Annotated in this window: 15 protein-coding genes; 6 read left to right on the forward strand and 9 right to left on the reverse strand. The window is 54.8% G+C overall.

The window, feature by feature from the left end; translation table 11 throughout:
* Positions 1–10 precede the first annotated feature (10 nt).
* The 4 genes from HED65_RS20640 to qseB form a co-directional block, all read right to left on the reverse strand.
* Entirely contained in the window at positions 11–325 is a 315-nt protein-coding gene (locus HED65_RS20640; RefSeq protein WP_114979972.1) for a putative quinol monooxygenase, read from the reverse strand.
* A 32-nt stretch (positions 326–357) separates the two neighbouring features.
* Positions 358–939, reverse strand: a complete 582-nt coding sequence (locus tag HED65_RS20645; RefSeq protein WP_114979973.1) for an NAD(P)H-dependent oxidoreductase — start codon at positions 937–939, stop codon at positions 358–360.
* A 105-nt stretch (positions 940–1,044) separates the two neighbouring features.
* A complete protein-coding gene (gene qseC / locus HED65_RS20650) occupies positions 1,045–2,382 on the reverse strand; it encodes a quorum sensing histidine kinase QseC (RefSeq protein WP_114979974.1) in 1,338 nt (445 codons plus the stop codon).
* Positions 2,379–3,038 carry a quorum sensing response regulator transcription factor QseB gene (gene qseB / locus HED65_RS20655; protein WP_114979975.1) on the reverse strand — a complete coding sequence of 220 codons (660 nt, stop codon included), beginning with the start codon at positions 3,036–3,038 and terminating at the stop codon, positions 2,379–2,381. The genes qseC and qseB overlap by 4 nt, the downstream gene beginning before the upstream one ends.
* A gap of 138 nt (positions 3,039–3,176) precedes the next feature.
* Between qseB and HED65_RS20660 the strand changes: the two genes are divergently transcribed.
* The 4 genes from HED65_RS20660 (at position 3,177) to ftsP (ending at position 8,327) form a co-directional block, all read left to right on the forward strand.
* Positions 3,177–3,578 (forward strand): YgiW/YdeI family stress tolerance OB fold protein, encoded by a 402-nt coding sequence (locus tag HED65_RS20660; protein ID WP_114979976.1) that lies wholly within the window; start codon positions 3,177–3,179, stop codon positions 3,576–3,578.
* A gap of 118 nt (positions 3,579–3,696) precedes the next feature.
* Complete coding sequence (gene parC / locus HED65_RS20665) at positions 3,697–5,955, forward strand: DNA topoisomerase IV subunit A (RefSeq protein ID WP_114979977.1); 2,259 nt, start codon at positions 3,697–3,699, stop codon at positions 5,953–5,955.
* Between the two features lie 163 nt (positions 5,956–6,118).
* The gene (plsC, locus tag HED65_RS20670) at positions 6,119–6,856 is read left to right on the forward strand and encodes a 1-acylglycerol-3-phosphate O-acyltransferase (RefSeq protein WP_049005051.1); all 738 of its coding nucleotides are present in this window, start codon (positions 6,119–6,121) and stop codon (positions 6,854–6,856) included.
* 58 nt (positions 6,857–6,914) lie between these two features.
* A complete protein-coding gene (gene ftsP, locus HED65_RS20675) occupies positions 6,915–8,327 on the forward strand; it encodes a cell division protein FtsP (protein ID WP_114979978.1) in 1,413 nt (470 codons plus the stop codon).
* A 31-nt stretch (positions 8,328–8,358) separates the two neighbouring features.
* Here ftsP and HED65_RS20680 read toward each other — a convergent pair whose 3' ends face one another.
* Entirely contained in the window at positions 8,359–9,834 is a 1,476-nt protein-coding gene (locus HED65_RS20680; protein ID WP_114979979.1) for a TrkH family potassium uptake protein, read from the reverse strand.
* A 200-nt stretch (positions 9,835–10,034) separates the two neighbouring features.
* On the opposite strand from HED65_RS20680, the gene HED65_RS20685 reads away from it, so the two are divergent.
* Entirely contained in the window at positions 10,035–12,206 is a 2,172-nt protein-coding gene (locus HED65_RS20685) for a YgiQ family radical SAM protein (RefSeq protein ID WP_114979980.1), read from the forward strand.
* Positions 12,207–12,238: 32 nt separating this feature from the next.
* On the opposite strand, the gene dkgA is transcribed toward HED65_RS20685, so the two are convergent.
* Both dkgA and yqhD read right to left on the reverse strand, forming a co-directional pair.
* Positions 12,239–13,066, reverse strand: coding sequence for a 2,5-didehydrogluconate reductase DkgA (gene dkgA / locus HED65_RS20690; protein ID WP_114979981.1), 828 nt, complete (start codon positions 13,064–13,066; stop codon positions 12,239–12,241).
* A gap of 105 nt (positions 13,067–13,171) precedes the next feature.
* Complete coding sequence (gene yqhD / locus HED65_RS20695) at positions 13,172–14,335, reverse strand: alcohol dehydrogenase (RefSeq protein ID WP_028019645.1); 1,164 nt, start codon at positions 14,333–14,335, stop codon at positions 13,172–13,174.
* Between the two features lie 195 nt (positions 14,336–14,530).
* On the opposite strand from yqhD, the gene HED65_RS20700 reads away from it, so the two are divergent.
* A complete protein-coding gene (locus HED65_RS20700; RefSeq protein WP_049005046.1) occupies positions 14,531–15,430 on the forward strand; it encodes an AraC family transcriptional regulator in 900 nt (299 codons plus the stop codon).
* Between the two features lie 46 nt (positions 15,431–15,476).
* Here the strand turns inward: HED65_RS20700 and yghB are convergent, their stop codons facing one another.
* Together yghB and metC are read right to left on the reverse strand one after the other, a co-directional pair.
* Positions 15,477–16,136 (reverse strand): DedA family general envelope maintenance protein YghB, encoded by a 660-nt coding sequence (gene yghB, locus HED65_RS20705; protein WP_028019647.1) that lies wholly within the window; start codon positions 16,134–16,136, stop codon positions 15,477–15,479.
* Between the two features lie 143 nt (positions 16,137–16,279).
* Positions 16,280–17,467 carry a cystathionine beta-lyase gene (gene metC / locus HED65_RS20710; RefSeq protein ID WP_114979982.1) on the reverse strand — a complete coding sequence of 396 codons (1,188 nt, stop codon included), beginning with the start codon at positions 17,465–17,467 and terminating at the stop codon, positions 16,280–16,282.
* Between the last annotated feature and the right edge of the window lie 137 nt (positions 17,468–17,604).

A 17,604-nucleotide genomic window follows, 5' to 3' on the forward strand; every position in this document is an offset into this window, starting at 1 on the left:
TGGGGGAAACTTAAACCCCTTGCTCCAGAATACGGATGTGGGTTTCCAGCACGTCACCTTTCACCGCGTCACTCCACGCTTTCATTTGTGCGGTCTGCAGGTGTGCTTCAAGATGAGCGACGGTTTCCCACTGCTCAACCATGATGATTGAGTCTGGCGCGGTGGCCTGGAAGCTTGCGTCAGTGGTGGCATCCACCATTGGCGCGTAGCCATGGCAGCCTTCTTCTTTCAGTACGGTCGGGATAATTTTCGCGAACTGATCCAGCACCGCCTGACGGTGATGTTGGCCTGGACGAGTACGGATTTCAGCAATAACGGTAAGCATGGTTAACTACTCCTTTAATTCCAGGGTACCAGTTAAGCAAAAATTTCCGCGAGATGCTTGTGATATTCTGCGATATAGCGCGGGACATCAGGCATTTTAATCACGTCGTTGACGATAAAGGTTGGCAGCGGATCCATGCCCAGGAACTGGTTAGCCTTGTGGAACGGCAGATACGCGCCGTCTACGCCCACGCCTTCGAAGAACTGGTCGTTCTCGGTGAAGGCTTCCAGCGGGGCGTTCCAGGTCAGGGAGAGCATATATTTTTTGCCCTGAATCAGACCGCCAGAACCGTATTTTTTGGTGGCGTCAGAACGGGTGCGGCCATCGCTGGCATACAGTGAACCATGACCTTCAGTGAACACGTCGTCCATGTATTTTTTCACGGTCCATGGCGCGCCCATCCACCAGCCCGGCATCTGCCAGATCACCACGTCAGCCCACAGGAAGTTCTGCACTTCGGCTTTCACGTCATAATGGCTGTCTGCACGCACGACCTTAACATCATGCCCGGCGTCGCGCAGGAAACCGTCCGCGACCTCGGTCAGGGTGTCATTCAACTGGCCTTTAGAATGCGCAAATTCTTTTGCACCGTTGATAATCAGAATGTTGCTCATTATTTGTCCTCGATGATGAGAGTATGGCGAGTATTCTACGCGCGAGGACGGAGCGGAAAAATGAGCAAAATGTGCAAAGTCTTTTGCGTACAGCGCAATAATCTCTTACCAGCTAACCTTCACTTCAAAGCCGCCTTCCGCCGCATTGTTTAATGAAACACGCATACTGTGCAGGGCGGCGATGCGCTTCACAATGGATAACCCGAGCCCGCTGCCCGTGGCATCCTGCCCCGGTGGTCGATAAAATCGCTCGCCGAGGCGCACCAGCGCATCAGCTGAAATACCGGGGCCGTTGTCATGCACAGTAAAGCTTCGGGTGTCCAGCGTTACGTCCACCACGCTGCCTCGCGGGCTGTAACGGATAGCGTTATCCAGCAGGTTACGCACCAGCAGGCTCAGTAGTAGCGGCTGAACCGTGCGTGTAACCTCTGGCGCATTGATGTTCAGGCGAATATCAATACCTGCCTTCTGGGCGGGATGCCAGATATCCAGCACGGCCGACTGCAGTAAATCGGCCAGGGTGATCGGTTCGACATCGTCAAGGTTATCCAGTGAATCCAGACGTGAAAGCGTAAGAAGTTGATCCACCAGCCGGGACGCACGATCGATACCCGCATGCAGTTGTGTGAGCGCTTTTGCCTGAGCCAGCGGATCGTCCGAAGAGAGTTGTGCCACGTCAGTTTGTACTTTCAGGGCCGCCAGCGGACTGCGTAATTCGTGAGCGGCATCGGAGGTAAATCGGCGCTCGCGGGTCACCATCTCCTGGGTGCGGGCGAACAGATGATTTAGTGAGTCGAGCAGGGGGCGCACTTCCGTGGGGACACCCTGAACCGTCAGCGCTTCAGTGGCATCTGGCGAGCGGGAACGCAGGGTCTGCGCCAGTTTTTTCAGCGGCCTGAGTTCACGGCTTAACAGAAGGATTAGCAACAACAGCATCACGGGGAGCGCCACCAGCCACGGCGTAAGCTGCGAACTGACTATATCCAGCGCCATATCCTGCCGGTACTCCCACTCCTGGCCGATCACCACGCGGTACTTTCTGTCGGGGGAGGTCAGCCATAAAAAACGCCACTCATCGTTGTCGCCCTGTAGCTGCCCGTTATCAAACCCGTCGCGTCGATAGTGGTACGGAATATCGCGCCCGTTTTCCCCATCGTTCAGTATCATTTTGCCGTCGACGGTATAGATGGCGAAAGCCAGCGCGTCGTCATCCAGACGACCATGCTTAGCTTTCTTTGGGATCTCACGCATGCGCTCGGGGGCTCGGATCTCATCCAGATCCATTGTCAGCAGCCGTTTGGCAAATAGCATTTGCTGGGTATCAAACAGCTTATCGAGCTTGTGGGTCGTCTGCTGCCAGGCGACCAGACTGGCGGCAAACCAGGCCGTCAGGGAGAGCAGCAGGAAGAGAAGCGTCAGGCGTAGTTTCAGGCTCAGTTTCATGCGTCACCCAGGGTATAGCCGATGCCATGCACGGTGCGGATAAACTCGCTGCCAAGTTTACGACGCAGATGATGGACGTGAACCTCGATGGCGTTGCTGGAGACCTCATCGTCCCAGGTATACAGTTTTTCTTCGATCAGCTTACGCGGCAACACCCGGCCTGCATTACGCATCAGCAGCTCAAGTAGCGCGAACTCTTTGGGTTTGAGCGTCAGCGTTTCGCCGTCCAGCGTGGCGATGAGACGGGTCGGATCGAGCGTGACGTTGCCGTGGCGAAGCTCGCTGCGTGTCTGTCCATGGCTGCGGCGGACCAGGGCTTCGAGACGAGCACCGACCTCGATCAGGGCGAACGGCTTACAAAGGTAATCATCTGCGCCCAGACGCAGCCCCTCAACGCGTTGGTTAAGTGCATCCCGCGCGGTCAGGATCAGCACCGGTTCGCTGCGCCCGCTTTCGCGCCACCCACGCAGGATCTCCAGCCCGTCGATTTCCGGTAATGTCAGATCCAGCACCACGGCATCATACGGTGCGCTATACAGTGCAGCCTGACCCGTTTTTCCGTCGGTAAACCAGTCAACGCTAAAGCCCATTTTGCCTAAACCCGCTTTGATGCCATCGCCGATTAACCTGTCATCTTCTACCAGTAAAATGCGCATGTTCCCTCCTTGATGTCGTCAGTAAACCCTCTGTAAGCGCCTGCTGTACAGCAATAATAAATAAATTTTCCCCTTAAGAAGTTGTTAAGGATTACCCTGTTAAATGGACCGCGAAACCAGATTAAAGGGAGAGTTAATATGAAAAAATTCGCTGCGATTGCCGCTATCATGATGATAACCACTGCCCCTGTTTTTGCTGCGCAAGGGGGATTCAATGGCCCATCGGCCACACAAACCCAGACTCAAACTCAGACAGGCGGCTTTGTCGATAATGACGCCAACCTCACCACGGCGGTGAAGGTGAAAGAGATGAAAGATGATAGTTGGGTGAAGCTGCGCGGGAACATTACCGAGCGCCTGTCTGATGACCGCTACACTTTCCGCGACGAGACCGGAACGGTAGTGGTAGAGATTGACCACAAGCGCTGGAACGGTGTAACCGTGACCCCGCAGGATAAAGTGGAACTCCAGGGTAAGGTCGATAAAGACTGGAACGAGTTTGAAATCGATGTGAAGCAGGTTATCAAGCTGAACAAATAACCCAGAAAGGGCCGCTTATCCGGCCCTTTTTCTTTGTGACTCAACCCGGCAGATAAGGTAGTATCTGCGGCAATATTGCCTGAAACCCTTCGGTTTCTGAGTTGAGGAATCACACGTAATGAGCGATATGGCAGAGCGCCTCGCGCTACATGAATTCACGGAAAACGCCTACCTGAACTACTCCATGTACGTCATCATGGACAGGGCGTTGCCGTTTATCGGGGATGGCCTGAAGCCTGTTCAGCGCCGCATCGTCTACGCGATGTCCGAGCTGGGGCTGAATGCCAGCGCCAAGTTCAAGAAATCCGCCCGTACCGTCGGTGACGTACTGGGTAAATACCATCCGCACGGCGACAGCGCCTGTTATGAAGCGATGGTGTTGATGGCACAGCCGTTCTCTTACCGTTACCCGCTGGTGGATGGCCAGGGGAACTGGGGGGCGCCGGACGATCCAAAATCCTTCGCAGCGATGCGTTATACCGAATCCCGTCTGTCTAAATATGCCGAAGTGCTGCTGGGCGAGCTGGGTCAGGGAACCGTTGACTGGGTGCCAAACTTCGACGGCACGCTGCAGGAGCCGAAGATGCTGCCTGCGCGCCTGCCGAATATTCTGCTGAACGGCACCACCGGTATCGCGGTTGGTATGGCGACAGACATCCCGCCACACAACCTGCGTGAAGTGGCGAAAGCCGCCATCACCCTGATTGAACAACCGAAAACCTCGCTGGACGAGCTGCTGGATATCGTGCAGGGGCCGGACTATCCAACCGAAGCGGAGATCATCACCTCCCGCGCGGAAATCCGCAAAATCTACCAGAACGGTCGCGGCTCCGTGCGTATGCGCGCGGTGTGGACCAAAGAAGACGGTGCGGTGGTGATCACCGCGCTGCCGCATCAGGTCTCTGGCGCCAAAGTGCTGGAACAGATTGCCGCCCAGATGCGCAATAAGAAGCTGCCGATGGTGGACGATCTGCGCGACGAATCGGATCATGAGAACCCGACTCGTCTGGTGATTGTGCCGCGTTCCAACCGCGTGGACATGGAGCAGGTGATGAACCACCTGTTTGCCACCACCGATCTGGAAAAAAGCTACCGTATCAACCTGAACATGATTGGCCTCGACGGGCGTCCGGCAGTGAAAAACCTGCTGGAGATCCTCACCGAATGGTTGACGTTCCGCCGCGATACGGTACGCCGTCGTCTGAACCACCGTCTGGAGAAAGTGCTTAAGCGCCTGCATATCCTCGAAGGTTTGCTGGTGGCGTTCCTCAATATCGACGAAGTGATTGAGATCATTCGTACCGAGGACGAGCCTAAGCCTGCGCTGATGTCGCGCTTTGGCATCAGTGAAACCCAGGCCGAAGCGATCCTCGAACTGAAACTGCGCCATCTCGCCAAACTGGAAGAGATGAAGATCCGTGGTGAGCAGAACGATCTGGAAAAAGAGCGCGATCAGCTGCAGGCGATCCTCGCGTCCGAACGCAAGATGAACAACTTGCTGAAGAAAGAGCTGCAGGCAGATGCCGACGCATTCGGTGATGACCGTCGTTCTCCGCTGCACGAGCGCGAAGAAGCGAAGGCGATGAACGAGCACGACATGCAGCCGTCTGAGCCGGTGACCATTGTCCTGTCTCAGAGCGGCTGGGTGCGCAGCGCTAAAGGCCACGACATCGACGCGCCAGGACTGAGCTACAAAGCGGGCGACAGCTTCAAAGCCGCCGTGAAAGGGAAGAGCAACCAGCCGGTGGCGTTTATCGACTCTACGGGCCGTAGCTACGCGATTGACCCGATCACGCTGCCTTCCGCACGTGGGCAGGGTGAACCGCTTACCGGTAAGCTGACGCTGCCGCCGGGTGCCACGGTTGACCATATGCTGATGGAATCCGACGAGCAGAAACTGCTGCTGGCGTCTGATGCCGGTTACGGTTTTATCTGTACCTTTAACGATCTTGTCTCTCGCAACCGTGCCGGTAAGGCGCTGATTAGCCTGCCGGACAACGCCCACGTTATGCCGCCGCTGGTGATTGAGAACGAGAGTGACATGTTGCTGGCGATCACCACCGCCGGACGTATGCTGATGTTCCCGGTTAGCGATCTGCCTGAACTGTCAAAAGGCAAAGGTAACAAGATCATCAACATCCCGTCGGCAGAAGCGGCGAAAGGTGAAGATGGTCTCGCGCACCTCTTCCTTCTGCCGCCGCAGAGCACGCTGACCATTCATGTCGGTAAGCGTAAAATCAAACTTCGTCCGGAAGAGTTGCAGAAGGTCGTCGGTGAGCGCGGTCGTCGCGGCTCACTGATGCGTGGCCTGCAGCGTATCGACCGCGTGGAGATTGACTCTCCTGCACGCAGCACCGCAGGTGACAGCGAAGAGTAATGTCGTGATATCCCCCTCTGTCCGGAGGGGGAATTTCAATAAAATTTCCCGTAAAATCGTTGTTAATTCGTGCGTTGCGATTAACAATACGCGCTCGTAATAAAGTCCTTACCTGGCCACAGGTGAAGTATAATTGTCAGCTGTTGGGGCTTCAGAGGTCGCTATGCTATACATTGTTCGTCTTATTCTTACCGTTATCTACTGCATTCTGGTCTGTATTTTCGGCTCAATTTATTGCCTGTTCAGCCCACGTAATCCGAAGCATGTTGCCACCTTCGGCCATATGTTCGGTCGTCTTGCGCCGCTGTTTGGTCTGAAGGTTGAAAAACGTCTGCCAGAAGGCGCTGAGAATTTCGGTAATGCCATCTTTATCGCTAACCATCAGAACAACTACGATATGGTGACGGCCTCTAATATCGTTCTTCCTCCGACCGTCACGGTGGGGAAAAAAAGCCTGCTGTGGATCCCGTTTTTTGGCCAGTTGTACTGGCTCACGGGTAACCTGCTCATCGACCGTAATAACCGTGCAAAAGCGCACAGCACCATTGCGGAAGTCGTGAATCATTTTAAAAAACGCAGAATATCCATCTGGATGTTCCCGGAAGGGACGCGCAGCCGTGGTCGTGGCCTGCTGCCGTTTAAAACGGGCGCGTTTCATGCCGCAATTGCGGCAGGTGTTCCAATTATTCCTGTGTGTGTTTCCAATACTTCGAATAAGATTAATCTCAATCGCCTGAATAATGGGTTGGTGATTGTCGAAATGCTGCCACCTGTCGATACCAGCAAATACGGTAAAGATCAGGTGCGTGAGCTGGCAGCACACTGCCGCGAGCTGATGGCTCAGCATATTGCGCTGCTCGATAAAGAAGTCGCAGAGAGAGAAGCCGCCGGTAAGATTTAATCCGGCGTTAAAGGGAAAACGAATTCCCGCGTTGTTAGTCGTTTCAGATGGAGCTTATATGTCACTCAGTCGGCGTCAGTTTATTCAGGCTTCTGGGATCGCCCTTTGTGCGGGTGCGATACCGCTGACAGCCAGCGCCGCCGGGCAGCAACAGCCGCTGCCCATCCCGCCGTTAATTGAATCCCGTCGCGGACAACCGCTTTTCCTGACATTACAGCGCAGCCACTGGTCCTTTACTCAGGGGACGCGTGCGCCGGTATGGGGCATTAACGGGCGTTACCTTGGGCCGACCATACGCGTGTGGAATGGCGATGACGTTAAACTCATCTACAGTAACCGCACATCCGAAAATGTCGCCATGACCATCAGCGGTTTACAGGTGCCTGGCCCGCTGATTGGCGGTGCGCCGAGGATGATGTCACCCAATGCCGACTGGGCGCCGGTTCTGCCAATTCGTCAAAGTGCGGCAACGCTGTGGTATCACGCCAATACCCCGAACCGCACTGCACAACAGGTATATAACGGTCTGGCCGGGATGTGGCTGGTAGAAGATGAGGTCAGCAAATCCCTGCCGATCCCGAATCACTACGGTGTGGATGATTTCCCGATCATTATCCAGGACAAACGTCTGGATAATTTCGGTACGCCGGAATACAGCGAGCCGGGTAGCGGTGGCTTCGTCGGCGACACGCTGCTGGTCAATGGTGCGCAAAGCCCTTACGTTGAAGTCTCGCGTGGCTGGGTGCGTCTGCGTCTGCTCAACGCCTCAAACTCGCGCCGTTATCAGCTGAAAATGAGTGATGGCCGCGCGTTGCACGTGATCTCCGGTGACCAGGGCTTTTTACCTGCGCCGGTTTCCGTCAAACAACTGGCGCTGTCACCGGGTGAACGTCGTGAAATTCTCATTGATATGACGAATGGGGACGAAGTGTCTGTAACCTGCGGTGAAGCGGCAAGTATTGTTGACCGTATTCGAGGGTTCTTTGAGCCGTCGAGCATTCTTGTTTCTACCCTGGTGCTGACCCTGCGCCCAACCGGCCTGTTGCCGTTGGTGACCGACAGCCTGCCCATGCGTCTGCTGCCGCAGGAGATCATGAGCGGTTCGCCTGTGCGTAGCCGCGATATCAGCCTGGGCGACGATCCTGGCATCAATGGCGCGCTGTGGGACGTAAACCGTATCGACATTACCGCGCAGCAGGGCACCTGGGAGCGCTGGACCGTTCGCTCCGACATGCCGCAGTCGTTCCATATTGAAGGTGTGTCATTCCTGATCCGCAACGTGAACGGCGCGATGCCTTTCCCGGAAGACCGTGGCTGGAAAGACACCGTCTGGGTGGATGGCCAGGTCGAACTGCTTGTCTACTATGGTCAGCCTTCGTGGCCGCACTTCCCGTTCCTGTTCCACAGCCAGACGCTGGAGATGATGGACAGGGGGTCAGTGGGGCAGATGCTGGTCAACCCTGCGCCATAACCCCCGACATTCCCGGTTCGCCGGGAATGTTTTATGCCCGCCAGAAAAAGCGCGAGAAGAGGATCAGCACCGGATAAATTTCCAGACGCCCTAAGATCATCGCTGCGCACATCAACAGTTTGGCCTCTTCTTTTAATGTCCCGAAGGTGGAGGCCGTCTCGCCAAAACCCAGCCCCATGTTATTGATACAGGCCGCTACCGTTGCAAATGACGTAAACAGGTCGTAGCCCATCAGATTGAGCGACCAGACAAAAAAGCCCGTAATCATCACGTAGAGGAAAAAGAAGCTCCATACCGAGCGCAGGACGCGTTCATTCACCACGCTTTTACCGACCTTAATGCTCAGTAGGGCGCGTGGATGCGCCAGTTGATTCATTTCCTGAATACTCTGTTTGAACATGATCAGAAAACGCAACGCTTTGATCCCGCCACAGGTTGATCCCACGCAACCACCAAAAAAGCTGGCGCTCAACAGCAGGAAAATGGTGTGGGCAGGCCAGTGCGCGTAATCGGCCGTCGAAAGACCGTTGTCGGTCATCATCGAACTGGCCAGGAAGAAAGCATGAACCAGGCTATCCGTCGCGTTGTACATCCCCGCATGCCAGACCTGCCAGGCGGTAATGACAATAACCACCGCGGCGGCACCCAGAAAGAATTTGACCTCCGGGCTGCGGCGAATCGGTTTCAGAGTGCGTCTGACAATCGCGACGTACCAGAGGGTAAAGTTGAACGCGGAGAGCAGCGAAAACGCGCCGGCGACGAGTTCAATTGCGTGGCTGTCGTAAAAACCAATGCTCTCGCTGCGGGTGGAGAATCCGCCCAACGATACGGTCGAAAGCCCGTGACAGATGGCGTCAAAAAAAGACATTCCCGCCAGCCAGTAGGCCAGGGTGCAGGCCGCGCCCAGCGCGAAATAAGTCACCCACAGCGTACGCGCGGTATCGGCAAGGCGGGGAGTCAGACGCTCCTCCTTGAACGGTCCTGGCATCTCTGACTGATAGAGCTTCATGCCACCGATACCCAATAGCGGCAGCACCGCGACGGCCAATACGATGACGCCTAAGCCACCAATGAAATTTAGCTGAGCGCGGTAATAAAGGTATGACTTAGGCAGGGCGCTGACGTCCCCGATCACCGTTGCCCCGGTAGTGGTTATCCCGGAAACCCCTTCAAAGAGCGCGTCAGCAAAGGAGAGCTGGAGCCCGTCATCCATCCATAACGGCATAGCGCTGATCAATGAAAACAGCAGCCAGAACAGCACAATAATTACGAAACCGTCGCGGGTACGCAGCTGAATACCGGCATGACGGGTTGCCCTCCACGTTAGTCCACCAAGGCTGAAAAAGGTTAAAAAGGTGGTTAAAAACGCAAAATAGGTCCGCTCTTTATTCAGCAGGGCGATGACCATTGGCGGCAGCATCGAAAGGCTGTACAGCAGAACCAGAAAACCGCAGAGGTGAAGGACAACCCGCAGCTGAGATATATGTAACGAATTGTTGGACTTCACAACAGAACTCCGTGCAAGAACACATTCCGGGGACAACACACCGGAAGATATAGTGGATATTATGATCCAAAATTAACAGGGCGCTGTATTTTAACGACTTCCACGAATATCTGTCTGCTTCATGCATCCTTTTCTTCAAATCTGGCGGATGAACAGCGTATAATCCCGCTCCTTTTGTTTATTTTTTCTTCGGAAGCATTATGAGCGCAATTTCCCTGATCCAGCCGGATCGTGACCTCTTCTCCTGGCCCCAGTACTGGGCAGCCTGCTTTGGACCGGCACCGTTCCTGCCGATGTCCCGGGAAGAGATGGACCAACTGGGCTGGGACAGCTGCGACATCATTCTGGTCACGGGCGATGCCTACGTTGACCATCCAAGCTTCGGTATGGCCATTTGTGGCCGTATGCTCGAAGCACAAGGCTTCCGCGTAGGGATCATTTCTCAGCCAGACTGGAACAGCAAAGACGACTTTATGCGTCTGGGTAAACCCAACCTGTTCTTCGGTGTGACTGCCGGCAACATGGACTCGATGATCAACCGTTATACCGCTGACCGTAAGCTGCGTCATGACGATGCCTATACCCCGGATAACGTGGCGGGCAAACGTCCGGACCGCGCCACCCTGGTGTATACCCAGCGCTGTAAAGAAGCCTGGAAAGATGTACCGGTGATCCTGGGCGGCATTGAAGCAAGTCTGCGCCGCACTGCCCACTACGATTATTGGTCAGATACCGTTCGCCGTTCGGTACTGGTGGATTCCAAAGCCGACATGCTGATTTACGGTAACGGCGAGCGTCCGCTGGTGGAAGTCGCACACCGTCTGTCTCAAGGGGAACCGGTGAGCAGTATTCGCGATGTGCGTAATACCGCGATCATGGTGAAAGAGGCGCTGCCGGGCTGGAGTGGGGTGGATTCGCGTATTATTGATATGCCGGGCAAAATCGACCCGATCCCGCATCCGTATGGTGAAGATTTGCCATGCGCAGATAACAAGCCGGTTGAGCCAAAGAAAGCGGAAGCGAAGGCTATTGTTGTGCAGCCGCCACGCCCGAAACCGTGGGAAAAAACGTATGTGCTGCTGCCGTCCTACGAGAAGGTAAAAGCTGACAAAGTGCTCTACGCGCATGCGTCCCGTATTCTGCACCATGAAACCAACCCGGGCTGTGCCCGCGCACTGCTGCAGAAACACGGCGAGCGCTATATCTGGATCAACCCGCCAGCGATCCCGCTGTCAACTGAAGAGATGGATAGCGTCTTTGCACTGCCGTATAAGCGCGTGCCGCACCCGGCGTATGGTAACGCCCGTATCCCGGCGTATGAGATGATCCGCTTCTCGATCAACATCATGCGTGGTTGTTTCGGCGGGTGCTCGTTCTGCTCTATTACCGAGCATGAAGGACGCATTATCCAGAGCCGCTCTGAAGATTCGATCATCAATGAGATCGAAGCGATTCGCGATACCGTACCGGGTTTTACTGGCGTGATCTCCGATCTTGGCGGCCCAACCGCCAACATGTACATGCTGCGCTGTAAGTCGCCGCGTGCAGAGCAAACCTGTCGTCGTCTGTCCTGCGTCTATCCGGATATCTGCCAGCACATGGATACCAACCATGAGCCGACAATCAATCTCTATCGCCGTGCTCGCGACCTTAAAGGCATCAAGAAGATCCTGATCGCTTCCGGGGTACGTTACGATATCGCCGTGGAAGATCCGCGTTATATCAAAGAGCTGGCGACACACCACGTCGGCGGATATCTGAAGATTGCGCCAGAGCACACCGAAGAAGGCCCGCTGTCGAAAATGATGAAGCCGGGCATGGGCAGCTATGATCGCTTTAAACAGTTGTTCGATACCTACTCTAAGCAGGCAGGGAAAGAGCAGTACCTGATCCCTTACTTCATCTCTGCCCACCCGGGTACGCGCGATGAGGACATGGTGAACCTGGCGTTGTGGCTGAAACAGCGTCGCTTCCGTCTGGATCAGGTGCAGAACTTCTACCCGTCACCGCTCGCCAACTCGACGACCATGTATTACACCGGCAAAAACCCGCTGAGTAAGATTGGTTATAAGAGCGAAGACGTGGTGGTGCCGAAAGGGGATAAACAGCGCCGTCTGCACAAAGCGCTGCTGCGTTATCACGATCCGAAAAACTGGCCGCTGATCCGTCAGGCGCTGGAAGAGATGGGTAAAAAGCATCTGATTGGCTCGCGTCGCGACTGTCTGGTACCGGCTCCAACCCTGGATGAAATGCGCGAGGCGCGCCGTCAGAATCGCAATACGCGCCCGGCGTTGACCAAGCACACGCCGATCGTGCACCAGCGTTCGAATGGTGGGACGACGGTGAAGAAGCCAGCCAAACGTAAAGCGTAAAATAAAAACCCCGGCAAGCCGGGGTTTTTTATCTATCCGCCAAACTGATCCGGGTCTGGCCCAAGCCGTTTGCCCTTATCCAGTTTCGCAATCTCACCCAACTCATCTTTATCCAGGCGGAAATCCCAGACGTCGAAGTTCTCGGCGATGCGCGAAGGGGTGACCGATTTCGGGATCACCACCAGGCCGTTATCCAGATGCCAGCGAATCACAATCTGTGCTGGCGTCTTACCGTATTTATCCGCCAGGTCGCGAATAATTTTCTGATCAAATACGCCTTCACCACCCTGAGCCAGCGGGCTCCAGGATTCGGTCTGGATATTGTGGGTTGCGTTCCAGGCATGAAGCTGGCGCTGTTGCATCAGCGGGTGCAGCTCGATCTGATTGATGACAGGAGCGATACCTGTCTCGTCGATCAGGCGCTGCAGGTGGTGAACCTGGAAATTACAGACACCGATACTTTTCACCCGCCCCTCTTTTTGCAGCTCAATCATTCCTTTCCAGGCATCAACATAATGGTCGATAGCCGGAACCGGCCAGTGCATCAGCCAGAGATCGATGTATTCGAGCCGGAGCTTGTCCAGGCTTTCCTGCAGGGCTTCGCGGGGGCGCTTTTGATCGTCGTTCCACAGCTTAGTGGTAATGAAAAGGTCGTCGCGGGGCAAGCCAGCGCTGGCCAGTGCCTTACCCACACCGTCTTCGTTTTTGTACGCAGCGGCGGTATCAATCGACCTGTAGCCGACTTCCAGGGCTTTATGAATGGCGGAGACGACCTCGTCGTTACCGGCTTTCCATACGCCGAGCCCCAGTTGGGGCATCACGTTGCCGTCCTTCAGCCTGATTACGGTTTGGTTTGCCATTTTTCCTCCTTCAGGTGCGCATCGTCGGAGGGTTTCTCCGACGATGGGGTGTGCATTAAGTCTGGACGAAATGTCAAAAAACGAAAGTCGGGAGGACAAAAACGCTTAGCGTGCCGCTTCGTAGATACGACGGCTCACGTCCAGCGTGATGTCGCCATGCTCGCCCAGATGGGTCATACCGTGTTCTTCCAGTTTTGCCAGCAGGGCAGGGATAGAACTGCCATCCAGGCCGTAGCCAGAGAGACGCGTTGGCACGCCCAGGCCTTCGAAGAAGTTGCGGGTCGCTTCGATGGCGGCATCAATACGCGCATCGTCAGAACCTTCGGTAATGTTCCACACGCGCTCAGCGTACTGCAGCAGTTTGGCGCGTTTGGTATCACGTTTTTCGTTCCACAGCGCAGGCAGAACAACGGCCAGCGTCTGAGCGTGATCCAGACCGTGCATTGCCGTCAGTTCGTGGCCCAGCATATGGGTTGCCCAGTCCTGAGGTACACCCGCACCGATCAGGCCATTAAGCGCCTGCGTTGCCGCCCACATCACATTGGCGCGAACATCGTAGTTTTCTGGCTCTTTCAGCGCTTTCGGACCTTCTTCAACCAGCGTCAGTAGAATGCCTTCCGCGAAGCGATCCTGAATTTTGGCATCTACCGGGTAGGTCACGTACTGCTCCACGGTATGCACAAAGGCGTCGACCACTCCGTTAGCCACCTGACGTGCAGGCAGAGTGTAGGTGTAAACCGGGTCGAGGATGGCGAAAACAGGCTGAACATGTTCGTTCATAAAGGCCTGCTTATCACCCGTAGTTTTGCGGGAGATCACGGCACCTTTGTTGGATTCAGAGCCCGTGGCTGGCAGAGTCAGTACGGAGCCCATCGGGATAGCGCTTTTCACGTCGCTGCCACGGGTTTCCAGGATATGCCATGGGTCGATACCGTCAGCGTAATGTGCCGCCGCGGCGATGAATTTGGTTCCGTCCAGCACTGAGCCACCGCCAACGGCCAGCAGGAAGGTGATGTTCTCTTCGCGGGCGATTTTCACTGCGTTCATCAGCGTTTCGTAAGACGGGTTTGGTTCAATGCCGCCGAATTCGCGCACGTCCAGACCTTCCAGGGCACTGTAAACCTGATCCAGCACGCCGGTTTTTTTCACGCTGCCGCCACCGTAGGTGATCAGTACGCGGGCGTCAGCAGGGATCTGTGCGCGCAACTCGGCAATAGCGCCTTTACCAAACAGAATGCGGGTTGGGGTGTGGAGATTAAAGTTGTTCATTGCTCGTTCCCTTATGTGGGTGAAAAATCGTGGTGGCGCAGAAGGCTACCTGATGCTGCACATTGTGGCTGTCCGGGGCTATCCTCTCAATGCACATTCCTGCCGATGTCTTGCCCATTTCTACAGAGCGCTGGAGAAAGTGCGGAAAAGCACGCACACTATCAACGTCGGAAACCGTACCCGGAGTAACGTAACATGAACCGTGAAGCGATCTGTCATCAGCTCACAATGCAGATTAAGAGATTGATAGATAATGAAAATGGTGTCAGCAATTTGCTGCCGGACATTCGCCTGCTCTACGGTACCCAACCCGGGACGCGTACGCCGGTCATGTATCAGCCCGGCATCGTTTTTCTCTTTTCAGGCCATAAAATTGGCTATATCAATGAACGTGTTTTCCGTTACGACACAAATGAATACCTGCTGCTGACAGTACCTTTACCCTTTGAATGTGAAACTTTCGCGACAGAGGCCGTTCCGCTGGCAGGTATTCGCGTCAATGTCGATATTCTTCAGTTGCAGGAGCTGCTGATGGAGATTGGTGAAGACGAGCTTTTCCAGCCATCAATGGCATCAAGCGGGATTAACTCCGCGACATTATCTGAAGAGATCCTCTGTGCCATTGAGCGTCTGCTGGACGTGATGGAAAGGCCGCTGGATGCACGAATTCTCGGCAAGCAGATTATCCGCGAGATCCTCTACCATGTACTGCTGGGGCCGGGTGGGGGGGCCTTACTTGCGCTGGTGAGCCGACAGACCCACTTCAGCCTGATAAGCCGCGTGCTAAAACGTATTGAAAGTCAGTACACGGAAAACCTGAGCGTCGACCAACTCGCTGCAGAAGCGAATATGAGTGTCTCGGCGTTTCACCATAATTTTAAGTCGGTCACCAGCACTTCACCGCTGCAATACCTCAAAACCTACCGTCTGCATAAGGCGCGGATGCTGATGATCCACGATGGTATGAAGGCCAGCGCGGCGGCGATGCGGGTGGGCTATGAAAGTGCATCGCAGTTCAGTCGGGAATTTAAGCGCTACTTCGGCGTCACGCCGGGGGAAGATGCGTCACGTATCAGAACCATGCAGGGAGCGTGAAGGGGAAGCGTAGGCCGGGTAAGCGGTAGCGCCACCCGGCTTTTGTTTATGCACTGCAGTACTTTTTCTTAATCACTACCGCAATGGTCCCTACCAGCCCTGCCACCAGCAGGAAAATCGGCAGCACCATCAGAAAGGTCATCACCTGATCTTCGTGGTGTTTCACGAACGGGATCATATTCAGCGCGTAGCCGAGCGTCGTGACCACACCAACCCACAACAGGGCGCTCAGCCAGTTGAAGAACTGGAAGCGGCGGTTCGACAGACCAGAAATGCCTGCCATTGTTGGCAGAAGCGTGCGAACAAACGCCAAAAAACGCCCGGCCAGCAGTGCCAGCAGGCCGTGCCGATCAAACATGCAGGTCGCACGTTGATGATATTTATGCGGTAACTGCGCCAGCCAGCTTTTCACGACGCGCGTGTTCCCAAGCCAGCGGCCCTGCAAATAGCTCAGCCAGCAACCCAGACTGGCTGCGGAAGTGAGGATCACCATCGTTGGCGTGAAGTCCATGACACCTTTGCCGATTAACGCCCCGGCAAGTAAAAGCAAACTGTCACCGGGTAAAAATGACGCTGGCAGTAATCCATTTTCCAGAAACAGAGTCGCGAACATCACGAAATAGACGATACCTAAGACGTGAGGGTCCGCCAGCGCGGCAAAATCGTGTTGCCAGAGCGCTGCGATAATATCTTGAATAACAGCCATGGACTTTCCTGTGGAACAGCAGATATAGAGCTATTGTACTCCTTTATTTGCGCTTCGGGTTTGATCCCGGGCGCAACTAATGCGGACTTTTCTGGTGGCAATGTTCACAAAAACGTCCAGGGAGTACATTTTCAGCCAGCACTCTACACGATACGTTCAAACCCTGCTGTTAAATCCGCAATTAAATCGTCTGCATTTTCTAAACCGATATGCAGTCGAATCAGAGTTCCGCTGAAGTCCACTTCGCCGCCGGGACGTAAAGCCGCAATCTGCTCCGGTTGGTTAGGCAGGATCAGGGATTCAAAGCCGCCCCAGGAGTAGGCCATGCTGAAGAGGGTAAAATTATCCAGATAGTTTGCCAGTTCGTCATTATCCAGCCGTTTTTTAAGAACGAATGAGAACAAACCGCTACTCCCCGTAAAGTCACGTTGCCAGTATTCATGGCCTTTGCTGCCCGGTAACGCAGGATGGTTGACGCGTTCAACCTGCGGGTGTTGCGCCAGCCATTCGGCTATTTTCAGGCTGCTTTCGTGATGCTGACGCAGGCGCACACCCAGTGTACGGATCCCGCGGCTGGTCATGTAGGCGGTGTCCGCATCCACCATTTGCCCCATCAGGTAGGCATTTTCACGCAGTTGATCCCAGCAGCGTGCATTGGATACCGCAGTGCCAATCATGCCGTCAGAATGGCCAATCAGGTATTTGGTCGCCGCCTGAATCGAGATATCAATGTCGAATTCCAGTGCTTTAAACAACACGCCAGCCGCCCACGTGTTGTCGATCATGATGATCGCCTCTGGCGCTTTGCTGCGAACCGCTTTCACGATTGCCGGGACGTCGTGGACTTCCATGGTGATAGACCCTGGAGATTCCAGGAACACAATGCGCGTGTTTGGCTGAATAAGTTCAGCGATGCCTTCACCGATCAGCGGGTCGAACCAACCGGTTGTTACGCCGAGCTTACTGAGGATTTTGGTGCAGAAGTCCTGGCTGGGTTCATAGGCGGTGTTGGTCATCAGGATATGATCGCCTTGTTCCACAAACGCCAGAATAGTATTGGCGACGGCTGCCGCCCCACACGGGAACAGCGCACAGCCCACGCCGCCTTCCAGTTCGCACATGGCCTCCTGGAGTGAAAAATGGGTTAGCGTGCCACGACGACCATAAAAAAGTCCGCCTTTTGCGCGGTTACGCGTGGCGATTTTTTTCTCCTCAATGGTATCAAATACCAGTGAGGAGGCTCGTTGAATCACGCTATTGACCGATCCCTGAGTGTATTTCTTGCTGCGTCCAGCCTGTACCAGCGTGGTATCAAGATGCTTCTTTGTCATGTTCGCTAACCCTGTTTTTATACGTCTGGACGTCCAGACTACCACGATTGTAAAAAACTGCACCCGGATGCTTATCGAATAAGCAGAAAATATTAGCAAAAAACCGCATAAGAAATTTTTACTGCGTAAGCGCAAGG

Origin of the sequence: Pantoea sp. LS15 (genome assembly GCF_012241585.1) — a bacterium.
Taxonomy (GTDB): Bacteria; Pseudomonadota; Gammaproteobacteria; order Enterobacterales; family Enterobacteriaceae; genus Enterobacter.

Bases quoted from the DNA above. Each gene is read 5' to 3' on its own strand.
- HED65_RS20640 (WP_114979972.1), bottom strand. From the start codon at position 325: ATGCTTACCGTTATTGCTGAAATCCGTACTCGTCCAGGCCAACATCAC.
- HED65_RS20645 (WP_114979973.1), bottom strand. From the start codon at position 939: ATGAGCAACATTCTGATTATCAACGGTGCAAAAGAATTTGCGCATTCT.
- qseC (WP_114979974.1), bottom strand. From the start codon at position 2,382: ATGAAACTGAGCCTGAAACTACGCCTGACGCTTCTCTTCCTGCTGCTC.
- qseB (WP_114979975.1), bottom strand. From the start codon at position 3,038: ATGCGCATTTTACTGGTAGAAGATGACAGGTTAATCGGCGATGGCATC.
- HED65_RS20660 (WP_114979976.1), top strand. From the start codon at position 3,177: ATGAAAAAATTCGCTGCGATTGCCGCTATCATGATGATAACCACTGCC.
- parC (WP_114979977.1), top strand. From the start codon at position 3,697: ATGAGCGATATGGCAGAGCGCCTCGCGCTACATGAATTCACGGAAAAC.
- plsC (WP_049005051.1), top strand. From the start codon at position 6,119: ATGCTATACATTGTTCGTCTTATTCTTACCGTTATCTACTGCATTCTG.
- ftsP (WP_114979978.1), top strand. From the start codon at position 6,915: ATGTCACTCAGTCGGCGTCAGTTTATTCAGGCTTCTGGGATCGCCCTT.
- HED65_RS20685 (WP_114979980.1), top strand. From the start codon at position 10,035: ATGAGCGCAATTTCCCTGATCCAGCCGGATCGTGACCTCTTCTCCTGG.
- dkgA (WP_114979981.1), bottom strand. From the start codon at position 13,066: ATGGCAAACCAAACCGTAATCAGGCTGAAGGACGGCAACGTGATGCCC.
- yqhD (WP_028019645.1), bottom strand. From the start codon at position 14,335: ATGAACAACTTTAATCTCCACACCCCAACCCGCATTCTGTTTGGTAAA.
- HED65_RS20700 (WP_049005046.1), top strand. From the start codon at position 14,531: ATGAACCGTGAAGCGATCTGTCATCAGCTCACAATGCAGATTAAGAGA.
- yghB (WP_028019647.1), bottom strand. From the start codon at position 16,136: ATGGCTGTTATTCAAGATATTATCGCAGCGCTCTGGCAACACGATTTT.
- metC (WP_114979982.1), bottom strand. From the start codon at position 17,467: ATGACAAAGAAGCATCTTGATACCACGCTGGTACAGGCTGGACGCAGC.